Genomic DNA, 21,586 nt, shown 5'->3' with positions numbered 1-21,586 from the left:
TTGCGATCCACGTCAACGGGCGTCTTGGAGCCCGGTAGCAAGCGTTCATCGAAAGCAAACGAAACGACCATAGCCAGGAAGAAGCGAATTCCGTCGGGCCAGGCTGGCAAGACGAGCGGCTTCATCTCGCCCGATCACGAGCGCGAATTTCTGGCCTTCATCGAAGAACACCCCGACATCGAGGCCGTCGAATTTCTGATGGTCGACCCCAACGGCGTCATGCGCGGCAAGTGGGCGCCCGGCGATGCGCTGAAGAAGGCGTTTCAGGAAGGCGTCAACTTCCCGATGTCGCTGCACGGGCTGGATGTCTGGGGCCGCGAGGTCGCCGAGACGGGCCTGCACATCGAAAGCGGCGACAAGGACGGCTATTGCCGCGCCACGCGCGGGTCGCTCTCGATCGTACCGTGGGCAAAGCGCAAGACCGCGCAGGTGCTGCTGCAGACCTTCTCGCCCGAGGGTGAGCCGTTTCTTGTCGATCCCCGCCAGGTGCTGAAACGCAAGGTCGCCGAGGTCAACGCCAAGGGCTTCTTCCCGGTCGTCGCTTTCGAACTTGAGTTCTATTTGCTCGACCCGGAGACGGATTGGGACGATGGCATGCCCGCCCCGGTGGGTGCGACCGCCGGTCCCGATCGGCTGCGCATGTATGGGCTGGACGATCTGGCCGAGCACGCGGAACTGTTCGACATGATCCGCGACGCCGCCGCCGCGCAGAGCCTGCCGATCGATACGATCATCAAGGAAGCCGCTCCCGGCCAGTTCGAGGTCAATCTCAAGCATCGCGCCGATCCGCTGCGCGCGGCCGACGATGTCATCATGCTTCGCCGCATCGTAATCGGTTGCGCCCGCGCACACGGGCTCACCGCTACCTTCATGGCCAAGCCCTTCCTCGAATATGCCGGCAACGGCATGCACGTCCACGCTTCCATGCTGGATGCTGCCGGCAAGAACATCTTCGGCGGAGCGAGGGGGCGCGCCCGGCTGGAATCGGCGGTTGCGGGCTTGTTGAAGACGATGCCGGAATCGCTCCTGCTCTTCATCAACACGTTGAACGGCTTCCGCCGTATCACGCCGGGCTCCTATGCGCCGACGCGCGCGGTGTGGGCCGAAAACAACCGTTCGGTCGCGCTGCGCATACCCGTCTCCAACGACGAGAACCGCCGCGTCGAACACCGCATCGCAGGCGCCGATGCCAATCCCTATCTCGTGATGGCGGCGATCATCCAGGGCATGGTCGAGGGTGTGGAGAAGAAGGCAGTGCCGCCTCCTCCCATCGAGGGTAACGCGTACGATGACGAGGGCCTGTTCCTGCCGGATGATATGGACGACGCGCTCCAGCTTATGGAGAAGAGCCGTTTCGTCGATCGGGCGCTGGGGCCGCTTCTTGCCAAGGTCTACAAGGATTTGAAGCGGGCGGAGATACTAGCGTTCTGGGGCGAGATCACCCCGCTGGAGCGAACCACGTACCTTTGACCGGGCGCGGCGTTTTCGCGCTTGTCGCACTGCAAAAACGCCAATAGGTTTGAACAAAAGACCCCGGCCGTCACGAGCCGGGGCAGGGGCATCGACAGAGGAGAACATCATGATCCGCAAGGCAATTCTGTTATCGACCGCGTCGCTCGCTGTGGCGGCTTTCACCTTCGCCGCGCAGGCACAGGACCGTGTGGTCAACGTGCTGAACTGGTCCGATTACATCGACGATTCGCTGATCGCCGAATTCACCGAGAAGACCGGCATCCGCGTGGTCTATGACGTGTTCGACTCCAACGAGATCCTCGAGACGAGGCTTCTTGCCGGCGGTTCGGGCTACGACGTCGTGGTGCCCACGGGCTCGTTCCTGTCGCGCCAGATCCAGGCCGGCGTGTTCCAGAAGCTGCAGAAGGACAAGCTGCCCAACCTCGCCAATATGTGGGACGTGGTGACCGAGCGCACCGACAAGTACGATCCGGGCGGCGAGTATTCGATCAACTACATGTGGGGCACCGTCGGCATCGGCTATAACGTGCAGAAGGTGGCCGAAATCCTTGGCACGGAGGAAATCGACAGCTGGGACGTCCTGTTCAAGCCGGAAAATGCGGCCAAGTTCGCAAGCTGCGGCATCCACGTGCTGGATTCGCCGAGCGACATCATTCCCATCGTGCTGAACTATCTCGGCCTCGACCCCAACAGCCACGAGCCCGACGACTTCGCCAAGGCTGAAGAGGTTCTGCTCGCAATGCGTCCTCACGTGCGCAAGTTCCACTCGTCAGAATACATCAACGCGCTGGCCAACGGCGACATCTGCATGGCGGTGGGCTGGTCGGGCGACGTGCTTCAGTCCCGCGACCGTGCGGCCGAGGCCGACCAGGGCGTCACCGTCGCCTACATCGCGCCGAAGGAAGGCACGCAGATGTGGTTCGACCAGATGGCAATCCCCGCCGACGCGCCGAATGTCGATGAAGCGCACGAATTCCTCAACTTCATCATGGAGCCCGAGGTCATCGCCAAGGCGACGAACTACGTCTATTTCGCCAACGGCAACCTCGCCTCGCAGGAGTTCATCGACCAGGAAGTGATCGAGGATCCGGCGATCTATCCGGACGAGGCGGCGCTCGCCACGCTGTTCACCCATATTCCCTACGATTCGAGAACCCAGCGCGTTGTTACGCGTACATGGACCCGGGTCGTGACCGGTCAGTAAAGCTTTCGACGCCGGCGCATCGCGCCGGCGTCTTTCATCTGGGCGAAGGAACGCCACCGGGGACGAAAGATGAAATCGCTTGGCAGTATCCGCAGGAGCTTCGCGCCGTGGAACGATCCCGAGGCCCGGCCCTACATTGTTTTCGAGAATGTCACCAAGCGGTTCGGCGACTTCACCGCCGTAAACGATCTTTCGCTCGATATATATGAGCGCGAGTTCTTCGCCCTTCTGGGCGCGTCGGGCTGCGGCAAATCCACCCTTTTGCGCATGCTCGCCGGCTTCGAGGAGCCGACCTCCGGCCGCATTCTCCTTGAGGGACAGGACTTGCGCGGCATCCCGCCCTATCGGCGGCCCGTCAACATGATGTTCCAGTCCTATGCGCTGTTCCCGCACATGACGGTCGAGGCCAATATCGCTTTTGGCCTCAAGCAGGACGGCATGCCGAAAGCGGATATCGAGGCGCGGGTTGCCGAGATGCTCAAGCTCGTCCGGCTGGAGCAGTTCGCAAGGCGCAAGCCGCACCAGCTTTCCGGCGGCCAGCGCCAGCGCGTCGCGCTTGCCCGCTCGGTAGCGAAGCGGCCCAAGGTGCTGCTACTCGACGAGCCGCTCGGCGCGCTCGACAAGAAGCTGCGGGAAGCCACCCAGTTCGAGCTGATGGACTTGCAGCAGGAACTCGGCCTCACCTTCGTCGTCGTCACCCACGATCAGGAGGAAGCGATGACCATGGCCGACCGCATCGCCATCATGGACAAGGGTCAGGTGATGCAGGTCGCGACCCCGGCGGAAGTCTACGAAGCGCCCACCTCGCGCTTCGTCGCGGACTTCGTCGGCAACGTGAACATGCTGGAAGGAACCGTCGCCGAGCGCAGCGAGAAGACCGCGACGATCACCGGCGCAAGCGGCGCGCGCATCGTGGTTGAAAACGCGGGCGATGCGGCCGCCGGCAGCGAGGTCGCATTCGCCATCCGGCCAGAAAAGATCAAGGTCTCGTCGCGCCCCCCGGCCGCAGGCGTCCCCAATGTCATGGAAGGCGAGATCTGGGATCTGGCCTATCTCGGCGACATGACCGTCTATCACGTCAAGCTTTCCGATGGTCAGGTCGTCAAGGCCAGCGCGCTCAACAGCGCGCGCATCACGGAAGACCAGCTTAGCTGGAACGACAAGGCCTGGATTTCTTTTGCGCCCGATGCCGGCGTCGTGCTGACAAGGTAGGGGCGGGCGATGGCTCAGGCGGTTCAGGAAACGCTGTCGGGCACCACGGCCGGTCAGGTCGGGGAGCAGGGTCTTGCGTCTCGCGCTATCGCTGCCATTACCGGTCGGGCCGTCATTCTCGTGCCGTATCTCTGGCTGCTGATCTTTTTCCTCGTCCCCTTCGGCATCGTGTTCAAGATTTCGCTGTCGCAGACCACGATAGCGATGCCGCCTTACACTCCGGTCTTCAATTGGGACGATGGCATATCGGGCTTCCTCGCGAACCTTCGCGAGTTGTCCTTCGAGAACTACACGTGGCTGCTCGACGACGCGCTCTACTTCAATGCTTACGTGTCGAGCGTCGTCATCGCGGGCGTCTCCACCTTTCTGGCTCTGCTGATCGGCTATCCGCTCGCCTATGCGATGGCGCGCGCGCCGGGCTCGCTCCGTCCGCTGCTCCTGATGATGGTGATCCTGCCATTCTGGACGTCGTTCCTCATCCGCGTCTACGCGTGGATAGGCATCCTCAAGCCGGAGGGCCTGCTCAACCAGTTCCTGTTTTGGATCGGCGCCATCGACACCCCCTTGCAGATCATGAACACCAATACGGCGATCTATATCGGCATCGTCTATTCCTACCTTCCGTTCATGGTTCTGCCGCTCTACGCCACGCTGGAGAAGATGGATTTCTCGCTCATCGAGGCAGCGCAGGATTTGGGCTGCACGCCTATCAGCGCGTTCTGGAAGATCACGTTCCCGCTGTCGCTGCCGGGCGTGGTGGCTGGAAGCCTGCTCGTCTTCATCCCCGCCATCGGCGAGTTCGTCATTCCCGATCTGCTGGGGGGGTCGCAGACGCTGATGATCGGCAAGACGCTATGGAACGAGTTCTTCTCCAACCGCGACTGGCCGGTGGCGTCCGCCGTCGCCATCGTGCTTCTTCTCATCCTCGTGGTGCCGATGATGTTCTTCCAGCGGGCGCAGGCGCGCGCCCAGGAGCAGGGCAGGTAGGCCGCCATGCAGGGACAGCTTAGCCGCTTCAACATCTCCGCGCTGGTTCTGGGCTTCTCGTTCCTTTACCTGCCCATCATCCTGCTCATCATCTACTCGTTCAACGATTCCCGGCTCGTCACCGTCTGGGGCGGGTTCTCGACCCGCTGGTACGTATCGCTGCTTTCCAACCAGCAGCTTCTGGATGCTGCGTGGGTCACGGCGCGCATCGCGTTCGTCTCCGCCACGGTGGCCACGGTTCTCGGCACGCTCGCCGCCCTCGCGCTCACTCGATACACGCGCTTCCGCGGTCGCTTCCTGTTCTCGGGCATGGTGTTCGCCCCGCTGGTCATGCCGGAGGTTATCACCGGCCTGTCGCTGCTGTTGCTCTTCGTGGCGATCGGGCTCGACCGCGGCTTCCTCACCGTGACCCTCGCCCACATCACCTTCACCATGTGCTTCGTTGCAGTCGTCGTGCAGTCGCGTCTCATGAGCTTCGACCGCTCGCTGGAGGAAGCCGCGATGGACCTCGGCGCGACGCCGGTGCGCACCTTCTTTCAGGTGACGCTGCCGGTCATCCTGCCGGCCATCGTCTCCGGCTGGATGCTTGCGTTCACGCTCTCACTCGACGATCTGGTCATTGCCAGCTTCACCTCCGGTCCCGGTGCAACCACGCTCCCTATGCGCATATACAGCCAGGTTCGGCTGGGCGTGACACCGGAAATCAACGCCGTCTGTACGCTGCTCATCGTGGTCGTCACGGCCGGCGTGCTCACGGCGGCCGTCGTGAACAAGCGTCGCGACGTGCAGCGCCAGCGCGATGAGCAGGCCGCCCAGCGCGGCTGACCGCCTTCGTCTCGTCGGTGCCTATTCGTGATCCTGGCCGCGCGTCGCCTGCGTGACGAAGGGTGCGTCCCATGCCCCGCCGATGAAGAACGACATGTCCGGATCGCCGTGGGTGCCGTCCTCGCCCCTCGGCGCGAGATAGCCCGAAAGCGCCAGCGCGCGCCCGAAATAGGGCACGATGCCGACCATCGATATGACCTGCCGGTCGAGAATGAGATCGCCCTTTTCGATCCTCGCAACACCGCCCCTGACATTTGCCTTCAGGTCCGCCGCCCGGAGCGCTATCGCCCCGCCGTTCACGTCGGTCAGCGGGAAGAAGCCGCCCGCCGAAACCCGTTCGGTGAACTTTGCAAGATCGATGCCCTGAAGCGAGCCTTGCCCCAGCGTCGCGCTCACCGTGCCTTCGGTGTTGCCCATCACGGTGTTCCAGTCCCGCCCCGCACCCTTCAGCATGAGGGATATGTTTGCGCGGCCCTGCGGCAGCAAGCGCTCAGCGCCCGCGGCCTTTGCGAGAGCCTGCGCGTCAACCTCGTTGGCCATCAGGCGCATTTCGACGGTCTTGCTTTCGGTCCCCATATCGACCTTCACGCCCGCCTGCACGCTGCCGCCGAACGCCTCGGCATCCGAGATGTCGAAGGCGGCGAGGTTGCCTTTCACCTGCGTCGAGGCGGCCAGATTGGTCAAGGCGATGGAACCGAGCGTTGCCGTTGTCGCAGACAGCCGCAGGTCCAGCGAGAGCTGCTCCGAAAAGCCCGTATCGATCTGGTCGTAGATGTTGCCGCTGCTGGAGGCCAGCGGCGTGAAGGCGGCCAGGAAGGAGCGCAGGTCGAGCCGCTCGAACGCGAGCGTTCCGGAGATGGCGGGCACAGGGTCCGCGAACGAAACTTCCAGCACGCCCCGGCTCGGATTGCCGCCCAGCGTCAGCGCCACCGAATCGAGCCGCAGCCGCTTGGCGGTGCCCTGAACCCGGCTTGCGATCGACACCGCGCCGATGGCGGCACCCGGCGCTATGTCCGTCTTCGACCACTCCAGCATACGACGAAGCGAGGGCGACGCAAGACTGGCCTGTCCCTCGAAATAGGCGTCGCCGGCCAGGTTGGCGATACCGTCGAAGCTGGTTTCCAGCAGCGATGATTTGAGGCTTGCGAAAACCTGCGTGTTCGCGCCTGCCAGCAGAAGCAGCGGTCGCAGCCGCGCCTCCACCGTGATGTTTTCGCCGCGCCAGATGCCTGTGGCCGTCACCCGCGCCGCGCGGTCCAGCGAGGGCCAGGCGATACGTCCGCTCAGGCTGGTTATGCCGTCGCCCGCGTCGCCGCCCACCACGACGATGCGCCCGTCCACGAACTCGACCGTGCCGAAATTGTCGCCGGGCAGGGCGCTCTGGTCCGGATTGTTGGGATTGCTGGCGACGATCGCGCGTGCGGTATCCACCGCCCGCATCATCCGGCCGCCGCCGGGCGAGGCCGGCAGATCCACCACCGCGCCCTCGATCGTCAGGCGCAGCAGCGGCCGGTACATGGTCACCGCCGAAATCACCACATTGCCGCGCAGCGCGGCCAGTGCCGATAGCGACACTTCCAGGCGGTCGGCTTCGAGCACCGGCGGATTGTCGTTGCGCGCCCATTCGTTGAAGGCCACGTCGTTCAGCGTCGCCTTGAAGGTGGGCCAAACGTCCAGCACCGGCGCTTCGCCCAGCGTCACCCGATAGCCGCTCCACAGGCTCAATTCGTGCGCGATGCGGTCGCGCACGATCTGCGTGGATGCAACCCACGGGAGCATCGCGACGAATATGAGGGCGAGCAGCAGCAGCGCTGCAAGCGCGACAACGCCCCTCCTTACGATAGAAAACCGCATTTAGCCTCGCCGCTGCGGGGCGATCTCCTGCGACCGCCCGACGCTACCCAATACTCCCGATACCTGCTTTTCAAGCTTTTATGGCCTGCCTGTGGCGTTTTCCACCAGCACAAGTCGGGTATTTTTGCCAGCTTGCGCGGCCTCGCGCCGATATGCTTAACCGTCATGCGCAAGAAGCGCTGACCGGGTGGCACGCATTGCGCCGGCACATTCAGGGAGGAACCGAATGAACCAGAACGTCCCGCTTTGGAGCCCGTCTCCGCAGGAGATCGCGGCTTCCCCGATCAGCGCGTTCATGCGCCTTGCTTCGGAGGAGAGCGGCCGTTCGATCGCGGATTACGACGCGCTCCACGCGTGGTCGGTCGAGGACCGCGAGAGCTTCTGGCCTCTGATATGGGACTTCTGCGGCGTCGTCGGCGACAAGGGCGAGCGCGTGCTGATCGACGGCGACAGGATGCCGGGCGCGAAGTTCTTTCCCGATGCCAGGCTCAACTTCGCCGAAAATCTGCTGAAGAAGACCGGCCCGTCCGATGCTCTCGTCTTCCGTTGCGAGGACAAAGTGGAAAGGCGCCTCTCATGGGATGAGCTGCGAGCGCTGGTTTCGCGCCTGCAACAGCTTTTCCGCGCCCAAGGCGTCAAGGCCGGCGACCGCGTTGCTGCGATGATGCCGAATATGCCCGAAACGATTGCCTGCATGCTCGCCGCGACCTCGCTGGGCGCGATCTGGTCTTCCTGTTCCCCCGATTTCGGCGAGCAGGGCGTGCTCGACCGTTTCGGCCAGATCGAACCGGTGCTGTTCATCGCGCCCGACGGCTACTGGTATGCGGGCAAGCGCATCGAGGTTGGTGCCAAGGTTGCTGCCGTGCTGGCCAGGATGCCCTCGGTGCGGGCCGCCTTCATCGTCGACTATCTCGGGAGTGCAACGGACGTGGCTGCCGGTATCAACAAGGCGCAGGAACTCGGCCAGGCCATCGCCTCGTACGAGCCTGCAGAGCTCACCTTCGAGCGCCTGCCCTTCGACCATCCGCTTTACATCCTGTTCTCCTCGGGCACGACCGGCATTCCCAAATGCATCGTCCATTCCGCCGGCGGCATGCTGCTCCAGCATGTGAAGGAGCATAGGCTCAATGCGGGCATCCGCGAGGGCGACCGCTTCTTCTACTTCACAACCTGCGGCTGGATGATGTGGAACTGGCTCGTCACCGGGCTCGCTTCCGGCGCGACGCTGCTGCTCTATGACGGCTCGCCCTTCCATCCCGACGGCAACGTCATCTTCGATTTCGCGCAGGCCGAGCAGATGACCTACTTCGGCACTTCTGCGAAATTCATCGATTCCGTGCGTAAGGCCGGTCTGCGCCCGATCGAGACGTACGATCTGTCGACCGTGCGCGTCATCTCGTCCACCGGTTCGCCGCTGGCGCCCGAGTGCTTTCGTTTCGTCTATGACGGCATCAAGAAGGAGGTGCATCTGGCCTCGATATCGGGTGGCACGGACATCGCCGCCTGCTTCGTGCTGGGCGTGCCCACCAAGCCGGTATGGGTCGGCGAAATTCAGGGGCCGGGCCTGGGCATGGCCACCGATGTCTGGGACGACGATGGCAAGCCTGTCAGGGGCGAGAAGGGGGAATTGGTCTGCACCCGCGCCTTCCCCTCCATGCCGGTCATGTTCTGGAACGACCCGGACGGGTCGAAATACCGCGCCGCCTATTTCGAGCGCTTCGACAACATCTGGTGCCACGGCGACTTCGCCGAATGGACGACGCATGGCGGCATGATAATCCACGGCCGCTCGGATGCGACGCTCAACCCCGGCGGCGTGCGCATCGGCACTGCCGAGATTTACAATCAGGTCGAGCAGATGGAGGAAATCCTCGAGGCGATCTGTATCGGCCAGACATGGGACGACGACGTACGCGTGGTGCTGTTCGTGCGGCTTGCGCCGGGCGTCGTGCTCGATGAAGCGCTGGAAAAGAAGATCAAGGCCCGCATCCGCACCGGCGCCAGCCCGCGTCATGTGCCTGCACGCATCGTCGCCGTGGCCGACATTCCTCGCACCAAGTCCGGCAAGATCACCGAACTCGCGGTGCGCGACATCGTTCATGGCCGCACGGTCAAGAACCAGGAAGCGCTGGCCAATCCCGAGGCGCTGGAGCTCTACCGCGACCTGCCGGAACTGCGGGCGTGACCCGGCCATTATGGTTACCGAATGGTGTCGGAGAAATTTACCTCGATTTCAGGGATGATACACATTCGTAAACTTTGGGCCGGGCCGGTAAGGTTTTGTTAAGGTCCGGCCTCGATAGTCGTGCGTAACTTGAGGGAGAAATCCCCCTCCGCGCCCCCCGGAGGCAGGTACGCTCAAGCCCCTTGTGTAACAGCCAATTTCGATTTTTCGGCGCCCCCTTCGGGGCGCTTTTCTTTTACATCATCGCGTCGCGGTCACGCATCAGCGCGCCCGACAGCAGAACCACCGGCACCAGCGCGGTCACGATCACCAGCAGCGCCGCTACCGCGCCATCCTGCGCCATGCCGCGCGAGGCGTTTTCGTAGATGAAGGTGGCGAGCGTGTTGAAGCCGAACGGCCGCAGCAGGATCGTCGCCGACAACTCCTTGATCGTATCGACGAACACCAGCACGCCGGCGGTGAAGATCGCCGGCCACAGCAGCGGGATGGTCACGCTCGCAGCGCTCTGGAGCGACGAGCGCCCGAGGCTGCGCGCAGCCTCGTCGATGTTGGGCGGCAGCTTTTCCAGTCCGGAGCGGATCGCTCCTTCGGCCAGCGCCAGAAAGCGGATCGAGCATGCCAGCACGATGGCCGTGGCCGAGCCCGTCAGCAGCAGCCCGGTCGAAACGTCGAACCATTCACGCATCTGCGCGTCCAGCCAGTTGTCGAACCGCGCCAGCGAGAACAGCAGCCCCAGCGCCATGATGGTGCCCGGCAGCGCGTAACCGATCATGGCGAAGCGCGTGGCGAGCGTCACCGTGCGCGAGCGCGCCACGCGCGCTGCGTTTATCAGCAGGAGCGCGATCACGACCGCCAGCACCGCGGCGGCCAGCGCCGTCGTCAGGCTGTTGACGAATGCGCGCGCCAGCGCCGGATCGAAGAACTGGTGCGTGCGGCGCAGAGCGTAGGTACCGAACACGTAGATCGGGATGCCGAAGCCCAGCAGCATCGGCGTGGCGACGGCAAGCGTGGCCGCCGGCCCCTTCCACCCTTTGAGCTGCACGCGCGGCGGCCGCGCCTTCATATGGGTCGCGCGCGCCGAGTGAAACCGCTGCCGCCGCCGCGCCCATTGCTCGGCCATCAGCAGCGCGAACACCAGAACCAGCATCAGCATGGCGATCTGGGCCGCACCTTCAAGGCTGCCGCGGTTGAGCCATGTGGTGAAGACCGAGAGCGTCAGCGTCCGCACGCCCAGATATTCCGACGCGCCAAAATCGTTCAGCGTCTCCATCAGAACCAGCGCCACGCCCGCCACGATGGCCGGACGCGACACCGGCAGGAGAATGCGGCGAAACACCGTCGACGGCTTTGCGCCCAGCGTCCGCGCGACATCGGCGATGTTGCGCCCCTGCATGATGAAGACGACGCGTGCGGTGAGATAGACGTAGGGATAGAGCACGCACGACATCACCAGCGCGGCCCCGCCCGTCGATCGCAAATCGGGAAACCAGTAGTCCCGCGCGCTCTGGAACCCGAAGAGCGAACGCCACAGCGTCTGCACCGGGCCGGTGAACAGGAAGAACTCGGCAAACGCGTAGGCGGCCAGATAGGGCGGTACGGCCAGCGGCAGCACCAGCGCCCACGCCAGCGTCTTGCGCAGCGGAAACTCGTAGGCCACCACCAGCCAGGCGCAGGCGACGCCGGTTACGGCCGTCAGCACCGCCACCAGCGCCAGCAGATGAAGCGTCGTCAGCGTCGCGCGCGGCAGCACCGTGGAGGCCAGATGCGGCCATGCCTCCCCGGTGCCCGACAGCGCAATTCCGGCCAGCGTGACGACCGGCAGCAGGACCATCGCACACACCGCCAGCGCGATGAAGAACACGACGCCGTGCCGCTCCCGCCTGACGCGCGGGGCAGGGGCAAGCTGAGGCCGTGTTGGTCCGTCTAGGGTGGTCACGCTGGTTCCCTCAAACGCAAAAGCCGGGCTGCCTGCGCAGTCCGGCTTTCGCTTGGCATTGGAGGAGGCTTAGCTGGACGGGCCGTCGTCGAGGCCGACGCGGTCGACCATCTCCGAAGCCGCCTTGCGGTTGGCCGCGATCTCCGCGAGCGAAAGCGTATCGGCGTTCAGTTCACCGAAGGCCTGCACCACCGGCGAGGCCTCGAGGCCCGGCTGCACCGGATACTCGTACGACTGCTCGGCCTGGATCTGCTGTGCTTCCGGGCTCGACAGGAACTGGATCAGCTTCACCGCATTGTCGCGGTTGGGCGCGTTCTTGGCCAGCGCGACGCCCGAGACGTTGACGTGGCTGCCGCCGTTCTCGAAGGTCGGGAACACCACCTTGATGGCGTTGGCCCATTCCTTCTCTTCCGGGTCCTTCTCGTTGGTCTGCATCAGACCGACATAGTAGGTGTTGCCCAGCGCGATATCGCATTCACCGGCCATGATGGCCTTTGCCTGCGGGCGGTCGCCGCCGTCGGGCTTACGGGCGAGGTTGTTCTTCAGGCCGGTCAGCCATTCCTCGGTCTTCTCCGCGCCCCAGTGCGAGATGGCGGCCGAGAACAGGGCGAGGTTGTAGTCGTGCTGGCCCGAGCGCATGCAGATCTTGCCCTTCCACTTCGGATCGGCGAGCTCTGCATAGGTGATCGGCTCGTCCCCGACCCGCTCCTTCGAGGCATAGAGCACGCGCGCGCGCTTGGTGATGCCGAACCAGTGGCCCTCGGGGTCGCGATATTCGGCAGGCAGGTTGGCGTTGACGGTCTCGTCTTCCAGCGCCTGCGTCACACCCTTTTCCTTGACGGTCGTCAGGCGAGCGATGTCGACGGTCAGGATCACGTCGGCGGGCGAGTTGGTGCCCTCTGCGGCGATGCGGTCCTCGAGACCCTTGTCGAGGAACAGGATTTCCGTGCGGATGCCGGTTTCGGCGGTGAAGGCGTCGAGCGCGGGCTGGATCAGGGCCGGCTGGCGATAGGAATAGATGTTGACGACTTCATCCGCCTGGGCAGCGAAAGGAACATAAGCGATACCGGCTGCGATGGCCGCGAGCGCCAGGCGCGAGGATGCCGCGCGAGCGTTTCCGAATGACATTGTTTGCCTCCAAGCCTTTGGGGTTCAAGGCCCCGTGGATGAGTTTTCTTGACATTCCTTGACAGGAATAGTCCACTTTTGCGTGAAACCATCCCTGCCGTCAAGGGAAAGCGTAATGCTTTCAGTAGCTTGGAATTATTCTAAACTAGAAAGCTCATATTTTCAGGGGCTGGGCCTCTGTTTCAGTCTGCAAGCACGCGCGTGGAGGGGAAGGTGATTTCCACCATCGTTCCCTCGCCTGGCGTGGATGAGATCGAGAAGCGTGCGCGGTTGGCCTCCACCATGGCCTTGGTCAGCGGCAGCCCCAGCCCGGTGCCGTCGTGGCGGCCCCGCTTCAGCGCGTTGATCTGCTTGAACGGCTTCAGCGCCTGGTCGATTTCCGAAAGGCTCATGCCGATGCCGGTGTCGCGCACCCGCATCACCACGTCGCCGGATGTCTCGTAGGCCGTGGACACGATCACCTGCCCGCCTGCCTGGGTGTAGCGAATGGCGTTGGACAGGAGGTTCAGCGCGATCTGGCGCACGCTGCGCAGGTCGGCCACCACCTCTGGCAGGCGCGAGGCGAAGCTGGACCGGATGATGACGCGGTCGCGGTTGGCCTGCGGCTGCATCACCGCGACGGTCTCGCCCAGCGTGTCGTTCAGCGACACCGCCTCGTAGTTCATCTCCTGCTCGCCGGCCTCGATCTTGGAGATGTCCAGCAGGTCGTTCACGAGATCGAGCACATGGTTGCCCGAGCGATTGATGTCGCGCAGATAGTCGCGGTAGCGGTCCGAGCCGATCGGTCCGAACTTCTCGTCCATCATCAGTTCGGAAAACCCGATGATGGCGTTGAGCGGCGTGCGGATTTCGTGGCTGACGCGGGCGAGGAACTCAGTCTTCTGCGACGAGGCACGCTCGGCCTGCGTGCGGGCCTGGGTCAGTTCTTCCTCGGCGCGCTTCCACTGGGTTATGTCGCGCACGACCGCGCAATAGCCGTTGTCGCCCGGCAGCCGGCCGATGGTCATGAACAGCGGGATGAACCGGCCTTCCGCCTCGCGGCCGATCACCTCGCGCCCGTCGTTCAGCACGCTCGCCACGCCGTTCTCGGCCAGCCCGTTCAGATAGTCGCGTGCAGCACGCTGGCTCTCGATGGCAAAGAGCGAGGCGAAAGGCTTGCCTTCGACTGTCTCGCTGTCGAAGCCGAACAGCGCTTCGGCCGGCCGGCTGATGTTGCGGATCATGCCATCCTTGGCGATCAGCACCACGCCGTCCGTCGCCGTGTCGATGATGGTGCGCATCTCTGCCACGCGCCGTTCCATCTCCTCGATGCCGATAAAGGGCGAGGTCGCCAGGGATGGGGCAGGCGCCGCAACGGGGGCTGGCGGCTCCACGCGGTTCAGCGCCAGCAGCAGCGCGGAGCGGCCCTGCCAACGAATGGACTGCAGCCGCGCATCGACTGGAAACTCATCGCCACCCAGCGTGCGTAGCCGCAGCTTCTGGCCGTCGGGTCCGGTAGTCTCGTCCGGGCCGCTATCAGCGAACAGCCGGTCAAGTCCGCCTTCGCGGCGTATCTGGTCGAGGCTGGCATAGCCGGTGAGGTTCAGGAACTCGCGATTGGCGAAATAGAGCTCGTCGCCCGCATGCACCAGCAGGGGCAGCGGCAGGCCGCCGATAAGGTCGGTATCGACACTGGCCCGGCCTTCCTCCGCCGCCACGGCCGATGGCGCGAAAACACTCTCTTCCTGCGGCGGTGCCGGGGCATCTGCGGCGGCAGGCGCTTCCTCCACCGGCGGCTCATCGTCGTTGGCGACTACGGGTAGCTCTTCGCCCGCGTCCGCTCCCTGCGTTTCGTCCGTCTCAGCTTCGTCGTCGCCCGCCGGCGCGGCAGCGAGTTCTGCAAGGTGCGGTTCGTCGTAAAACTCTTCCGTCGCCTCCTCGGCAGCATCGACCTCGTCGGCGTCGCCGCTATCTACTGTGTTAGCGGTGAGTTGCTCCTCGCTCTCTTCTGTTGCGGCAGGCGCTTCGTCGGCCGGTCGCACGTCCAGCAGTGATGCGGGCTTGGTCCGCGCGTCGGCCGCTTCCTGCTGCTCCTGCGCGCCTTCAGCCTCGCTCTCCGCCTCCACCGGGGCGGCAGCGGTCTGTTCGCCGGCACGTTCCTGCTCGGCTTCCTTCTTCGCGAAATCCTCGCGCAGGCGAGCGCGGATTTCCTCGAAAGCGCTGCGCTCGCCGGGCGAAAGCCGCCGGTCGGCAGGCGCGGCCGGCCGGTGCTCCGCCAGCCGGATGACCTTGTCGCTCGCACGCCGTTCCGGTCCGTCCGCACGGGCGATGGCTGGCACCTCGCCGTTGAACGGGTCGTCACCCTGCGCTGGAGCGGGGGCTGCGTCCCGCTGTGGCGTCTCTGCCGGCGCCGGCACCGGCTTCCTGCGGCGCATCAGCTGCATGCCCAGCGCGTCCGGGTCGGCTGCAAGCTCATCCATGCGTACGACGCCGAAGCCTCGGAAACCCTCGAAGACGCGGTCGCGGCTGTAGACGGGCAGCGCTGCGAGGTCCACCGGCGCACGCATCTCCGTGCCGGCAACCGGCCACAGAACCGACCGACCCGACCACGTGTCGCGGCGTTGCAGCAGCCCGGCGATCTCGCCCGACGGGTCCAGCTTCAATTCGGCGGCGACATCGGCAAACGATCGACCGGTCACATTGGCCGCCTGCTTGCCCACGGCAGCCACGAACTCGTCCGACAGCGCGCTGAACGCACCATCGGCATCGGTCCGCCACACGAAGCGCACCGGCCCCGTGGGCAGGTCGGTACGGGCAGGCGTCACGTCGTCGAAATACCAGTCGTCCGGTGTAGCCTCCCCGATTGGCACTACGGGTGCGGCTTGCAGCACGGCGGCTGTGTCCTCCGCCTCGACCTCATCCTCCACCAACCGTTCCGGCAGGTCGGCGTCTGAAGGTGCGGCCGCTTCGGCATCCTCGGCGACCGCTTCATGGGTCGCTTCCGGCTGCGCTGTAACCGGGACGGCCTCTGCCACCGGCATTGCGGTGCCACGCTCGGCTTCCGCCGGCTCGTCTACTGCCACGAGCAGGTGCACGGCGGGTTCGTCGGTCAGTCGCGCGATGCCTGCCGGGATCAGGCCGTCGCCCGCCGGTATCATCCGCTTCACCAGCCGGTCGCTCTCGTACTCGACCTCGGCGACCAGCCGCGAAAGTGTCTCTTGCGCGATGCCCAGCCTGTTGAAACCGTCCGAGGCGGCGCCGATCTGCGCCCTGTCATCCAGAAGCGCTGCGAAATAGCCGGCCTCGCCGAATCCTTCGATTACGCGCGCCGCCGAGCCGTCATTTTCCTTCTGCCCCGGCACCGCCAGCAGAACCGCCGGCTCGCCATCGGGCAGCGTGATGCCGCTGACCAGAAACTGCACTGCCTTGCTGGTCATGCCGCTGGCAAGACGCACCAGCACGGACCGGTCGCGGCCCATCCGCGGGAACCCCGGCGTTGCCGAGATTTGCCGCCTTGCGGCAAAAGACAGGCCGGGCGAACCGCCTGTCACCGCGTCGATATCGGGATAGCCAAGCAGTGCCGCGCCCGGGCCGTTCGCCCAGATCACCTCGTCGAGATCGATCGTCAGGATTGCCAGCGCGTCGCCTGCGGCAAAACGCGCACGCACTTCTTCCAGGACGGCGATGTCGATGAAGGAGTAGGGGCCTGAAGCCATGCGCGAACCTGAGCTTTCCGGGCGGACGACTGCCCGCAATTAACCCTTTGTTAATAAAAGCAAGGCCGTTCCGCGTCCACACGGGCGAAGGGGCGGGCGGCGCGAATCTCGTACCTTGGTTAATCTCCCCGGCCGCGGATTGGTGCGATGCAACAAAAATGTTGCAATGCACAAAAGGATCGCCTATATTATGAGCAAGTCAAGCGAGCCGGCGCACGATAGGACGTTGCCGGACCCAGTGTAAAGGATTGAACGATGAACAAAGCAGCGACGAAGACCGCCGAGACCATCGAATTCCCGACCTTTGATGCCGAGAAGGCTACCGACCAGTTCCGCGCCTTCGCCGAGAAGGGCGTCGAGCAGTCGAAGGAAGCCTATGCCAAGCTGAAGACCGGTGCCGAGAGCGCCCAGAAGGCGATCGAGTCGACCCTCGAGACCGCCAAGGCTGCCGGCAGCGAGTTCTCGCTGAAGTCGATCGCGGCTGCCCGCGCCAACACCGAGGCCGGTTTCTCGCATCTCGAGGCTCTCATTGGCGCCAAGTCCCTTTCCGAGATCATCGAGCTCCAGACCTCTTTCATGCGCAAGAGCGTTGAGACGGCTGTCGAGCAGGCCAAGGATTTCCAGGCTGCCTCCACCAAGGCTGCCGAAGAGGTCTCCAGGCCCTTCAAGGACGTTTTCGAGAAGTCCGTGAAGGAACTCAAGATCGCCTGACGCGTTCAGGTGGCAAGTACACTCGCGAAGCGGAAACCTCCTCCCTTCCAAATCGCGGGTTAAGACCGGCACCTCCTCCCGCCGGTCTCTCATAGGAAAAGGCCGGGTCCTCCTCCCCCCGGCCTTTTTCCTTTTTTTAGGGCGTCGCACACGTTTCATCGGGCTTGAAATCGATGCCGATTGCCCGTAAGAGCCTCGCCAGCCAGACATGGCGCGTGCGGTTGTAGCTCAGTTGGTTAGAGCGCCGGATTGTGGATCCGGAGGTCGGTGGTTCGAGCCCACCCAACCGTACCATCGCATCCTATCATCTCCTGATGCGTGACCCTCTATCGGATCATACCCTCAGAACAGCGAGCCCTGTCCGCCCTTTTCCGGCTTTGCGGCCGGCCGGGCCTTGGGCTTCGGCGCATCGCCGCCTGCGGCGATCGCAGCCACCTTGCCGTCCGTGAACTCGATCGTCAGCGCGTCGCCGCGCGCCACTGTCTCGGCGCGGCGTACGATCTCGCCCGTTGCATCAGTGACGAGCGCGAAGCCCCGGTCGAGGATCGACTGGTAGGAAACGCTGCGCAACAGCCGGTCCGCCTGTTCCAGCCTTCGCCTGCGGGCGCGCAGCTTCTCCTCGATCGGCTCGATTCGCAGCCGCAGTTCGGCGCGGTGCAGCCTTGCCACGCGGCGCTCTGCGCTGCGGTCCAGGCTGGCGTCGCCATGCCGCTCCAGCACGCGCAGCGACTGCCGGTGAGCGTCCAGCCTGCGCGACAATGCGGCCGGCGAAACCCGCGCGCCATCCCGGTCGAGCCGTCGGCGCGCCTCGGCGACGCGGCGCTGCAAGACGGAAGGCGAAAGCCGCAGGCCGCGCAGATGCAGGCGCTTGGCTTCCGTGCCGGAGGCCAGCGCGCGCACCAGCCTGCTTGCCGCCTCGTCGAAGCGCCGGCGCGGCAGCGCCAGCAGCTGGTCGGGCGAGGGCAGGGCGCGCGCGGCGGCCCGCAGCGCCTGCCGCTTGCGGTCGGCATGGCGCGACACGCAGCCGCGCAGCCGCGCGGCCAGGCTGGCCAGCGTCGCCTCGAGTTCGGCTTTCACGGGCACGGCAATCTCGGCCGCGCCTGTCGGCGTGGGCGCGCGAATGTCGGCCGCATGGTCGATCAGCGTCCAGTCGGTCTCGTGGCCGACGGCCGAAATCACCGGTATGTCCGACGCCGCCACGGCCCGCACGACGGCCTCGTCGTTGAAGCCCCAGAGGTCTTCGAGGCTGCCGCCGCCGCGCGCCACGATCAGCACGTCGGGACGCGGGATCGGTCCCAGCGGGTCGAGCGCGTTGAAGCCCTCCACCGCCGCCGACACCTCGGCACCGGTCGTCTCGCCCTGAACCCGCACCGGCCACACCAGCACGTGGATCGGGAAGCGGTCGGTGATGCGGTGGATGATGTCGCGGATAACCGCTCCGGTGGGGGAGGTGACGACACCCACCACGCGCGGCATGTAAGGCAGAAGCTGCTTGCGCCCCTCGTCGAACAGGCCTTCGCCCGCCAGCCGCCTGCGGCGTTCTTCCAGCAGCGCCATCAGCGCGCCGGCGCCGGCCGGCTCGATGTTGTCGATGACGATCTGGTATTTCGAAGAGCCCGGATAGGTCGTCAGCTTGCCGGAAGCGATGACCTCCATGCCCTCCTCGGGCCGGAATTTCAGGCGCGAGAACGTGCCTTTCCAGATGACGGCTTCGAGCCTCGCGCGCTCGTCTTTCAGCGCGAAATAGGCGTGGCCCGACGAGTGCGGCCCGCGATAGCCCGAGATTTCGCCGCGCACCCGCACATTTCCGAACTGGTCCTCGACCGCGCGTTTCAGCGCGCCGGAGATTTCCGAAACGGTGAACTCGGCCGCGTTGGTACGCGAATCGGAGGGCAGGATATCGCTCATCGGCGGATTGGGGAGAGTGCGACGGCCAAGGTCAAGGGTGTTGCGCCGCTGCTCACCACCCCGCCATCGCGCTGCGCTGCTTCTGCCGCTTCACGCGCGTGAACGCGAGCGATTCGAAATCGAACTGCCCGTTTTCTTCCGGAGCCGGCACCGAGATGTTGTCGAGGCTGTCGGCGATGTGGCGGGCCAGCGCGTCGACCAGCTCTGGCTGGTTGGTATGTCCGCGCACGATGCCGATGCGCACATCCGGCAGCGCGCCGAAGCCGTCGCTGTCGCCCAGTATGCGCATGCCGGGCCGCAGCGCGCACTCCGGCAGTACCGATACGGCCTGTCCCGACAGCACCGCAGCGATGATGACGGTCGCCGACCAGCTGGTGAACAGGATGCGATAGTCGCGTCCCATCTGGTCGAGCATGTCGCACGCGGCCCTGCGCCACATGCAGGTCGTGCGCCCCACCGCAAGCGGCAGCGTGTCTTCGGCATGGATCGAATGGTTGGCAGACGTGACCCACAGCAAAGGTTCTCGCCGCACCACTTCGGAAGCGCCCTTGTCGCTGTCGTGTGTGACGAGGGCGATGTCGAGATGCCCTCGCTTGATGTGGTCCATCAGGTTCACCGTCGGCTCGCAGATGACCGACAGCTCGACACGCGGGTTGGACCGCGCGAACCGCGCCATGATCTCCGGCAGAAACCGGTCTGCATAGTCGTCGGGCGTGCCGATGCGGATGTGGCCCTCCAGGCTGGCATCGTCGAAGGCTGCCAGCGTCTCGCGGTTCAGCCTCAGCAGCCGCCGCGCATAGGTCAGCAATCGCTCGCCTTCCTCGGTCAGCCGGTTGGTGCGTCCTTCCTTTTCGAACAGCGCCTTGCCAAGCCGTTCCTCCAGCCGGCGCATCTGCATGGAAACGGCCGACTGCGTGCGGTGAACCTCGTCGGCGGCACGGGTGAAGCTGCCGGTGTCGGCAATCGTGATGAACGTATGGAGCTGGTCGAGGTCGAGCGGGGATGCCATGGCGCAATCCATCAGGTTCGTTGATCCGATACATTAAAAACATTCGTTAGACTAATCAATGGCGCCATGAGATCGTCTGCTTGTTCAAACCAGCAGGTGCGATCTTCAGTCCCGGTTTCCCGCCGCGTCCTCCAGCGCGCCGGGAGCGGCACCGTTTGCGCGCACGCAGATCATGAAGGAGACATGCCATGACCGCCCTCGACCACCCCACGCATGCGATCAGTGCCGAGCCGCGCACGGTTGCCGCCGTGGCGCGTCTGATGGAGGCAATGCGCGTGCTCTTTCGTTCGCTCAAAAACCGCCGACAGGTGAATTACCTGTCGCAACTTTCCGACTATGAGCTCGCCGATATCGGGCTGATGCGCACGGATCTTGAAGTGGTGATGGGCGCGCCGATGACGGTCGATCCCACCGCTCGCCTCAGCCAGTACGCCCGCGAGCGCTACGTCATCGAAAGAGGCGCGCGCCGCGTCTGCTGATCGCGCTCACGTTTTCGCAGGCAAACTCCCACACTCCCGCCGGTCCCCTCCGGCAGCCTGCTCACTGCCCGGCCTCCCAATGGGACGGCCGGGCTTTTTCTTCAACGGCGTTGCTTCATCCCGTCCAGAAACTGGTCGAAAATCGATTCCATGTTCTTCTGATAGTCGTCCCGGGTCTTGCGTCCGCTCTCGAACATGTCGCCGAAGAGATCGTCATAGGGCGTGCGCGTGCGCCCGCTGGGGTTCGTATTCTTGGGCGAAGCCTTCGGCTCGGCCTGCGGCTGCCCACCGCGCATCATATCCTCGAAGATCTTGCCCAGCGGGTTGTCGAACGGGCTTTGCGGCGCCTGCTGCGTCGGGCGCTGGGCTTGGCCGCCACCGAACATGCCCTCCAGTATCTTGCCGAACGGGTTGTCGAACTGGTTGAGATCGGGTTGCGGGGCCTCGGGGCGAGGGGTCTGGCGCGCCGCGCCGCCGCCCTGCCGCATCATCTGTTCGATGATCTCCTGCAGCGGGTTGCCCTGCCCTCCGAAGCCTGCGCCCTGCACCTGTCCGGTGGACTGCTTGAAGAGCCCGCCCATGATCATCGTCGCCATCGCGGGCAGCATCTGTTTCAGCACCTCCTGGCCGATGCCGGTGGCCTGCGCGGCCTGCGCCGCCACCGCACGCGAAAGCTCCTTTGAGCCGAAAAGGTGGCCGAGGATGCCGTTGCCTTCGGCCATGCCCTGCGGCGAAAACGCGTTTGAGGCGTCGTCGAAATATCGTGCGTGCTGGCCCGAAGACAGCGCGTTCAGGAACGCGCCGAGGTCGTAGGGGTTGGAGGCGTTGCGCTTCAGCCCCTGGCTGAAGGCCGGCAGCAGGGCTTCCATCGCCTGCTGCGCCTGCTGCTGCGACAGCCCGAACTGCCTCGCCATCTGGTTGATCGCGTTGCCGTTCTGGGCACTGGCGAGCATGTCGAATAGGGGCAGCATGGCGATATC

General features: G+C 64.8%; 15 protein-coding genes and 1 tRNA gene. 9 read left to right on the top strand and 7 right to left on the bottom strand.

All coding sequences use genetic code 11. The annotated features are described in order from the left end of the window. The 5 genes from FY036_RS13240 (at position 1) to FY036_RS13220 (ending at position 5,701) form a co-directional block, all read left to right on the top strand. Complete coding sequence (locus tag FY036_RS13240; RefSeq protein ID WP_148915201.1) at positions 1 to 1,470, top strand: glutamine synthetase family protein; 1,470 nt, start codon at positions 1 to 3, stop codon at positions 1,468 to 1,470. 109 nt (positions 1,471 to 1,579) lie between these two features. Then, complete coding sequence (locus FY036_RS13235; RefSeq protein ID WP_148915200.1) at positions 1,580 to 2,677, top strand: polyamine ABC transporter substrate-binding protein; 1,098 nt, start codon at positions 1,580 to 1,582, stop codon at positions 2,675 to 2,677. A gap of 69 nt (positions 2,678 to 2,746) precedes the next feature. After that, the gene (locus FY036_RS13230) at positions 2,747 to 3,889 is read left to right on the top strand and encodes an ABC transporter ATP-binding protein (RefSeq protein ID WP_148915199.1); all 1,143 of its coding nucleotides are present in this window, start codon (positions 2,747 to 2,749) and stop codon (positions 3,887 to 3,889) included. A 9-nt stretch (positions 3,890 to 3,898) separates the two neighbouring features. Beyond that, a complete protein-coding gene (locus FY036_RS13225) occupies positions 3,899 to 4,876 on the top strand; it encodes an ABC transporter permease subunit (RefSeq protein ID WP_148915198.1) in 978 nt (325 codons plus the stop codon). A gap of 6 nt (positions 4,877 to 4,882) precedes the next feature. Then, positions 4,883 to 5,701, top strand: a complete 819-nt coding sequence (locus tag FY036_RS13220; protein ID WP_148915197.1) for an ABC transporter permease — start codon at positions 4,883 to 4,885, stop codon at positions 5,699 to 5,701. 21 nt (positions 5,702 to 5,722) lie between these two features. Here the strand turns inward: FY036_RS13220 and FY036_RS13215 are convergent, their stop codons facing one another. Then, a complete protein-coding gene (locus tag FY036_RS13215) occupies positions 5,723 to 7,555 on the bottom strand; it encodes an AsmA family protein (RefSeq protein WP_148915196.1) in 1,833 nt (610 codons plus the stop codon). A 226-nt stretch (positions 7,556 to 7,781) separates the two neighbouring features. On the opposite strand from FY036_RS13215, the gene FY036_RS13210 reads away from it, so the two are divergent. Next, positions 7,782 to 9,740, top strand: coding sequence for an acetoacetate--CoA ligase (locus FY036_RS13210; RefSeq protein WP_148915195.1), 1,959 nt, complete (start codon positions 7,782 to 7,784; stop codon positions 9,738 to 9,740). A 235-nt stretch (positions 9,741 to 9,975) separates the two neighbouring features. On the opposite strand, the gene FY036_RS13205 is transcribed toward FY036_RS13210, so the two are convergent. From FY036_RS13205 to FY036_RS13195, 3 genes are all read right to left on the bottom strand, one after another. Then, entirely contained in the window at positions 9,976 to 11,676 is a 1,701-nt protein-coding gene (locus FY036_RS13205; protein ID WP_235897665.1) for an ABC transporter permease, read from the bottom strand. Between the two features lie 69 nt (positions 11,677 to 11,745). Then, on the bottom strand, positions 11,746 to 12,804 hold the full coding sequence (locus tag FY036_RS13200) for a Fe(3+) ABC transporter substrate-binding protein (RefSeq protein ID WP_148915194.1): 1,059 nt from the start codon (positions 12,802 to 12,804) through the stop codon (positions 11,746 to 11,748). A 182-nt stretch (positions 12,805 to 12,986) separates the two neighbouring features. Then, positions 12,987 to 16,499, bottom strand: coding sequence for a histidine kinase dimerization/phospho-acceptor domain-containing protein (locus FY036_RS13195; RefSeq protein ID WP_148915193.1), 3,513 nt, complete (start codon positions 16,497 to 16,499; stop codon positions 12,987 to 12,989). Between the two features lie 255 nt (positions 16,500 to 16,754). Between FY036_RS13195 and FY036_RS13190 the strand changes: the two genes are divergently transcribed. Then, positions 16,755 to 17,210 (top strand): phasin, encoded by a 456-nt coding sequence (locus tag FY036_RS13190; protein ID WP_148915192.1) that lies wholly within the window; start codon positions 16,755 to 16,757, stop codon positions 17,208 to 17,210. A gap of 217 nt (positions 17,211 to 17,427) precedes the next feature. Then, positions 17,428 to 17,504 (top strand) — tRNA-His (locus FY036_RS13185). A gap of 48 nt (positions 17,505 to 17,552) precedes the next feature. Here the strand turns inward: FY036_RS13185 and xseA are convergent. Together xseA and FY036_RS13175 are read right to left on the bottom strand one after the other, a co-directional pair. Continuing rightward, on the bottom strand, positions 17,553 to 19,118 hold the full coding sequence (gene xseA, locus FY036_RS13180; RefSeq protein ID WP_148915191.1) for an exodeoxyribonuclease VII large subunit: 1,566 nt from the start codon (positions 19,116 to 19,118) through the stop codon (positions 17,553 to 17,555). A gap of 52 nt (positions 19,119 to 19,170) precedes the next feature. Then, positions 19,171 to 20,127, bottom strand: coding sequence for a LysR substrate-binding domain-containing protein (locus tag FY036_RS13175; protein ID WP_148915190.1), 957 nt, complete (start codon positions 20,125 to 20,127; stop codon positions 19,171 to 19,173). A gap of 188 nt (positions 20,128 to 20,315) precedes the next feature. Between FY036_RS13175 and FY036_RS13170 the strand changes: the two genes are divergently transcribed. Further along, the gene (locus tag FY036_RS13170) at positions 20,316 to 20,606 is read left to right on the top strand and encodes a DUF1127 domain-containing protein (protein ID WP_148915189.1); all 291 of its coding nucleotides are present in this window, start codon (positions 20,316 to 20,318) and stop codon (positions 20,604 to 20,606) included. A gap of 101 nt (positions 20,607 to 20,707) precedes the next feature. On the opposite strand, the gene FY036_RS13165 is transcribed toward FY036_RS13170, so the two are convergent. Further along, positions 20,708 to 21,577: a DUF937 domain-containing protein gene (locus FY036_RS13165; RefSeq protein ID WP_148915188.1), complete on the bottom strand. Its 870-nt coding sequence runs from the start codon at positions 21,575 to 21,577 to the stop codon at positions 20,708 to 20,710. Positions 21,578 to 21,586: the final 9 nt, after the last annotated feature.

The organism is Neoaquamicrobium microcysteis (genome assembly GCF_008180155.1).
Lineage (GTDB): Bacteria > Pseudomonadota > Alphaproteobacteria > Rhizobiales > Rhizobiaceae > Aerobium > Aerobium microcysteis.
Note: the sequence above shows the minus strand (reverse complement) of the source record. Positions and strands in the feature narration are given on the sequence as shown.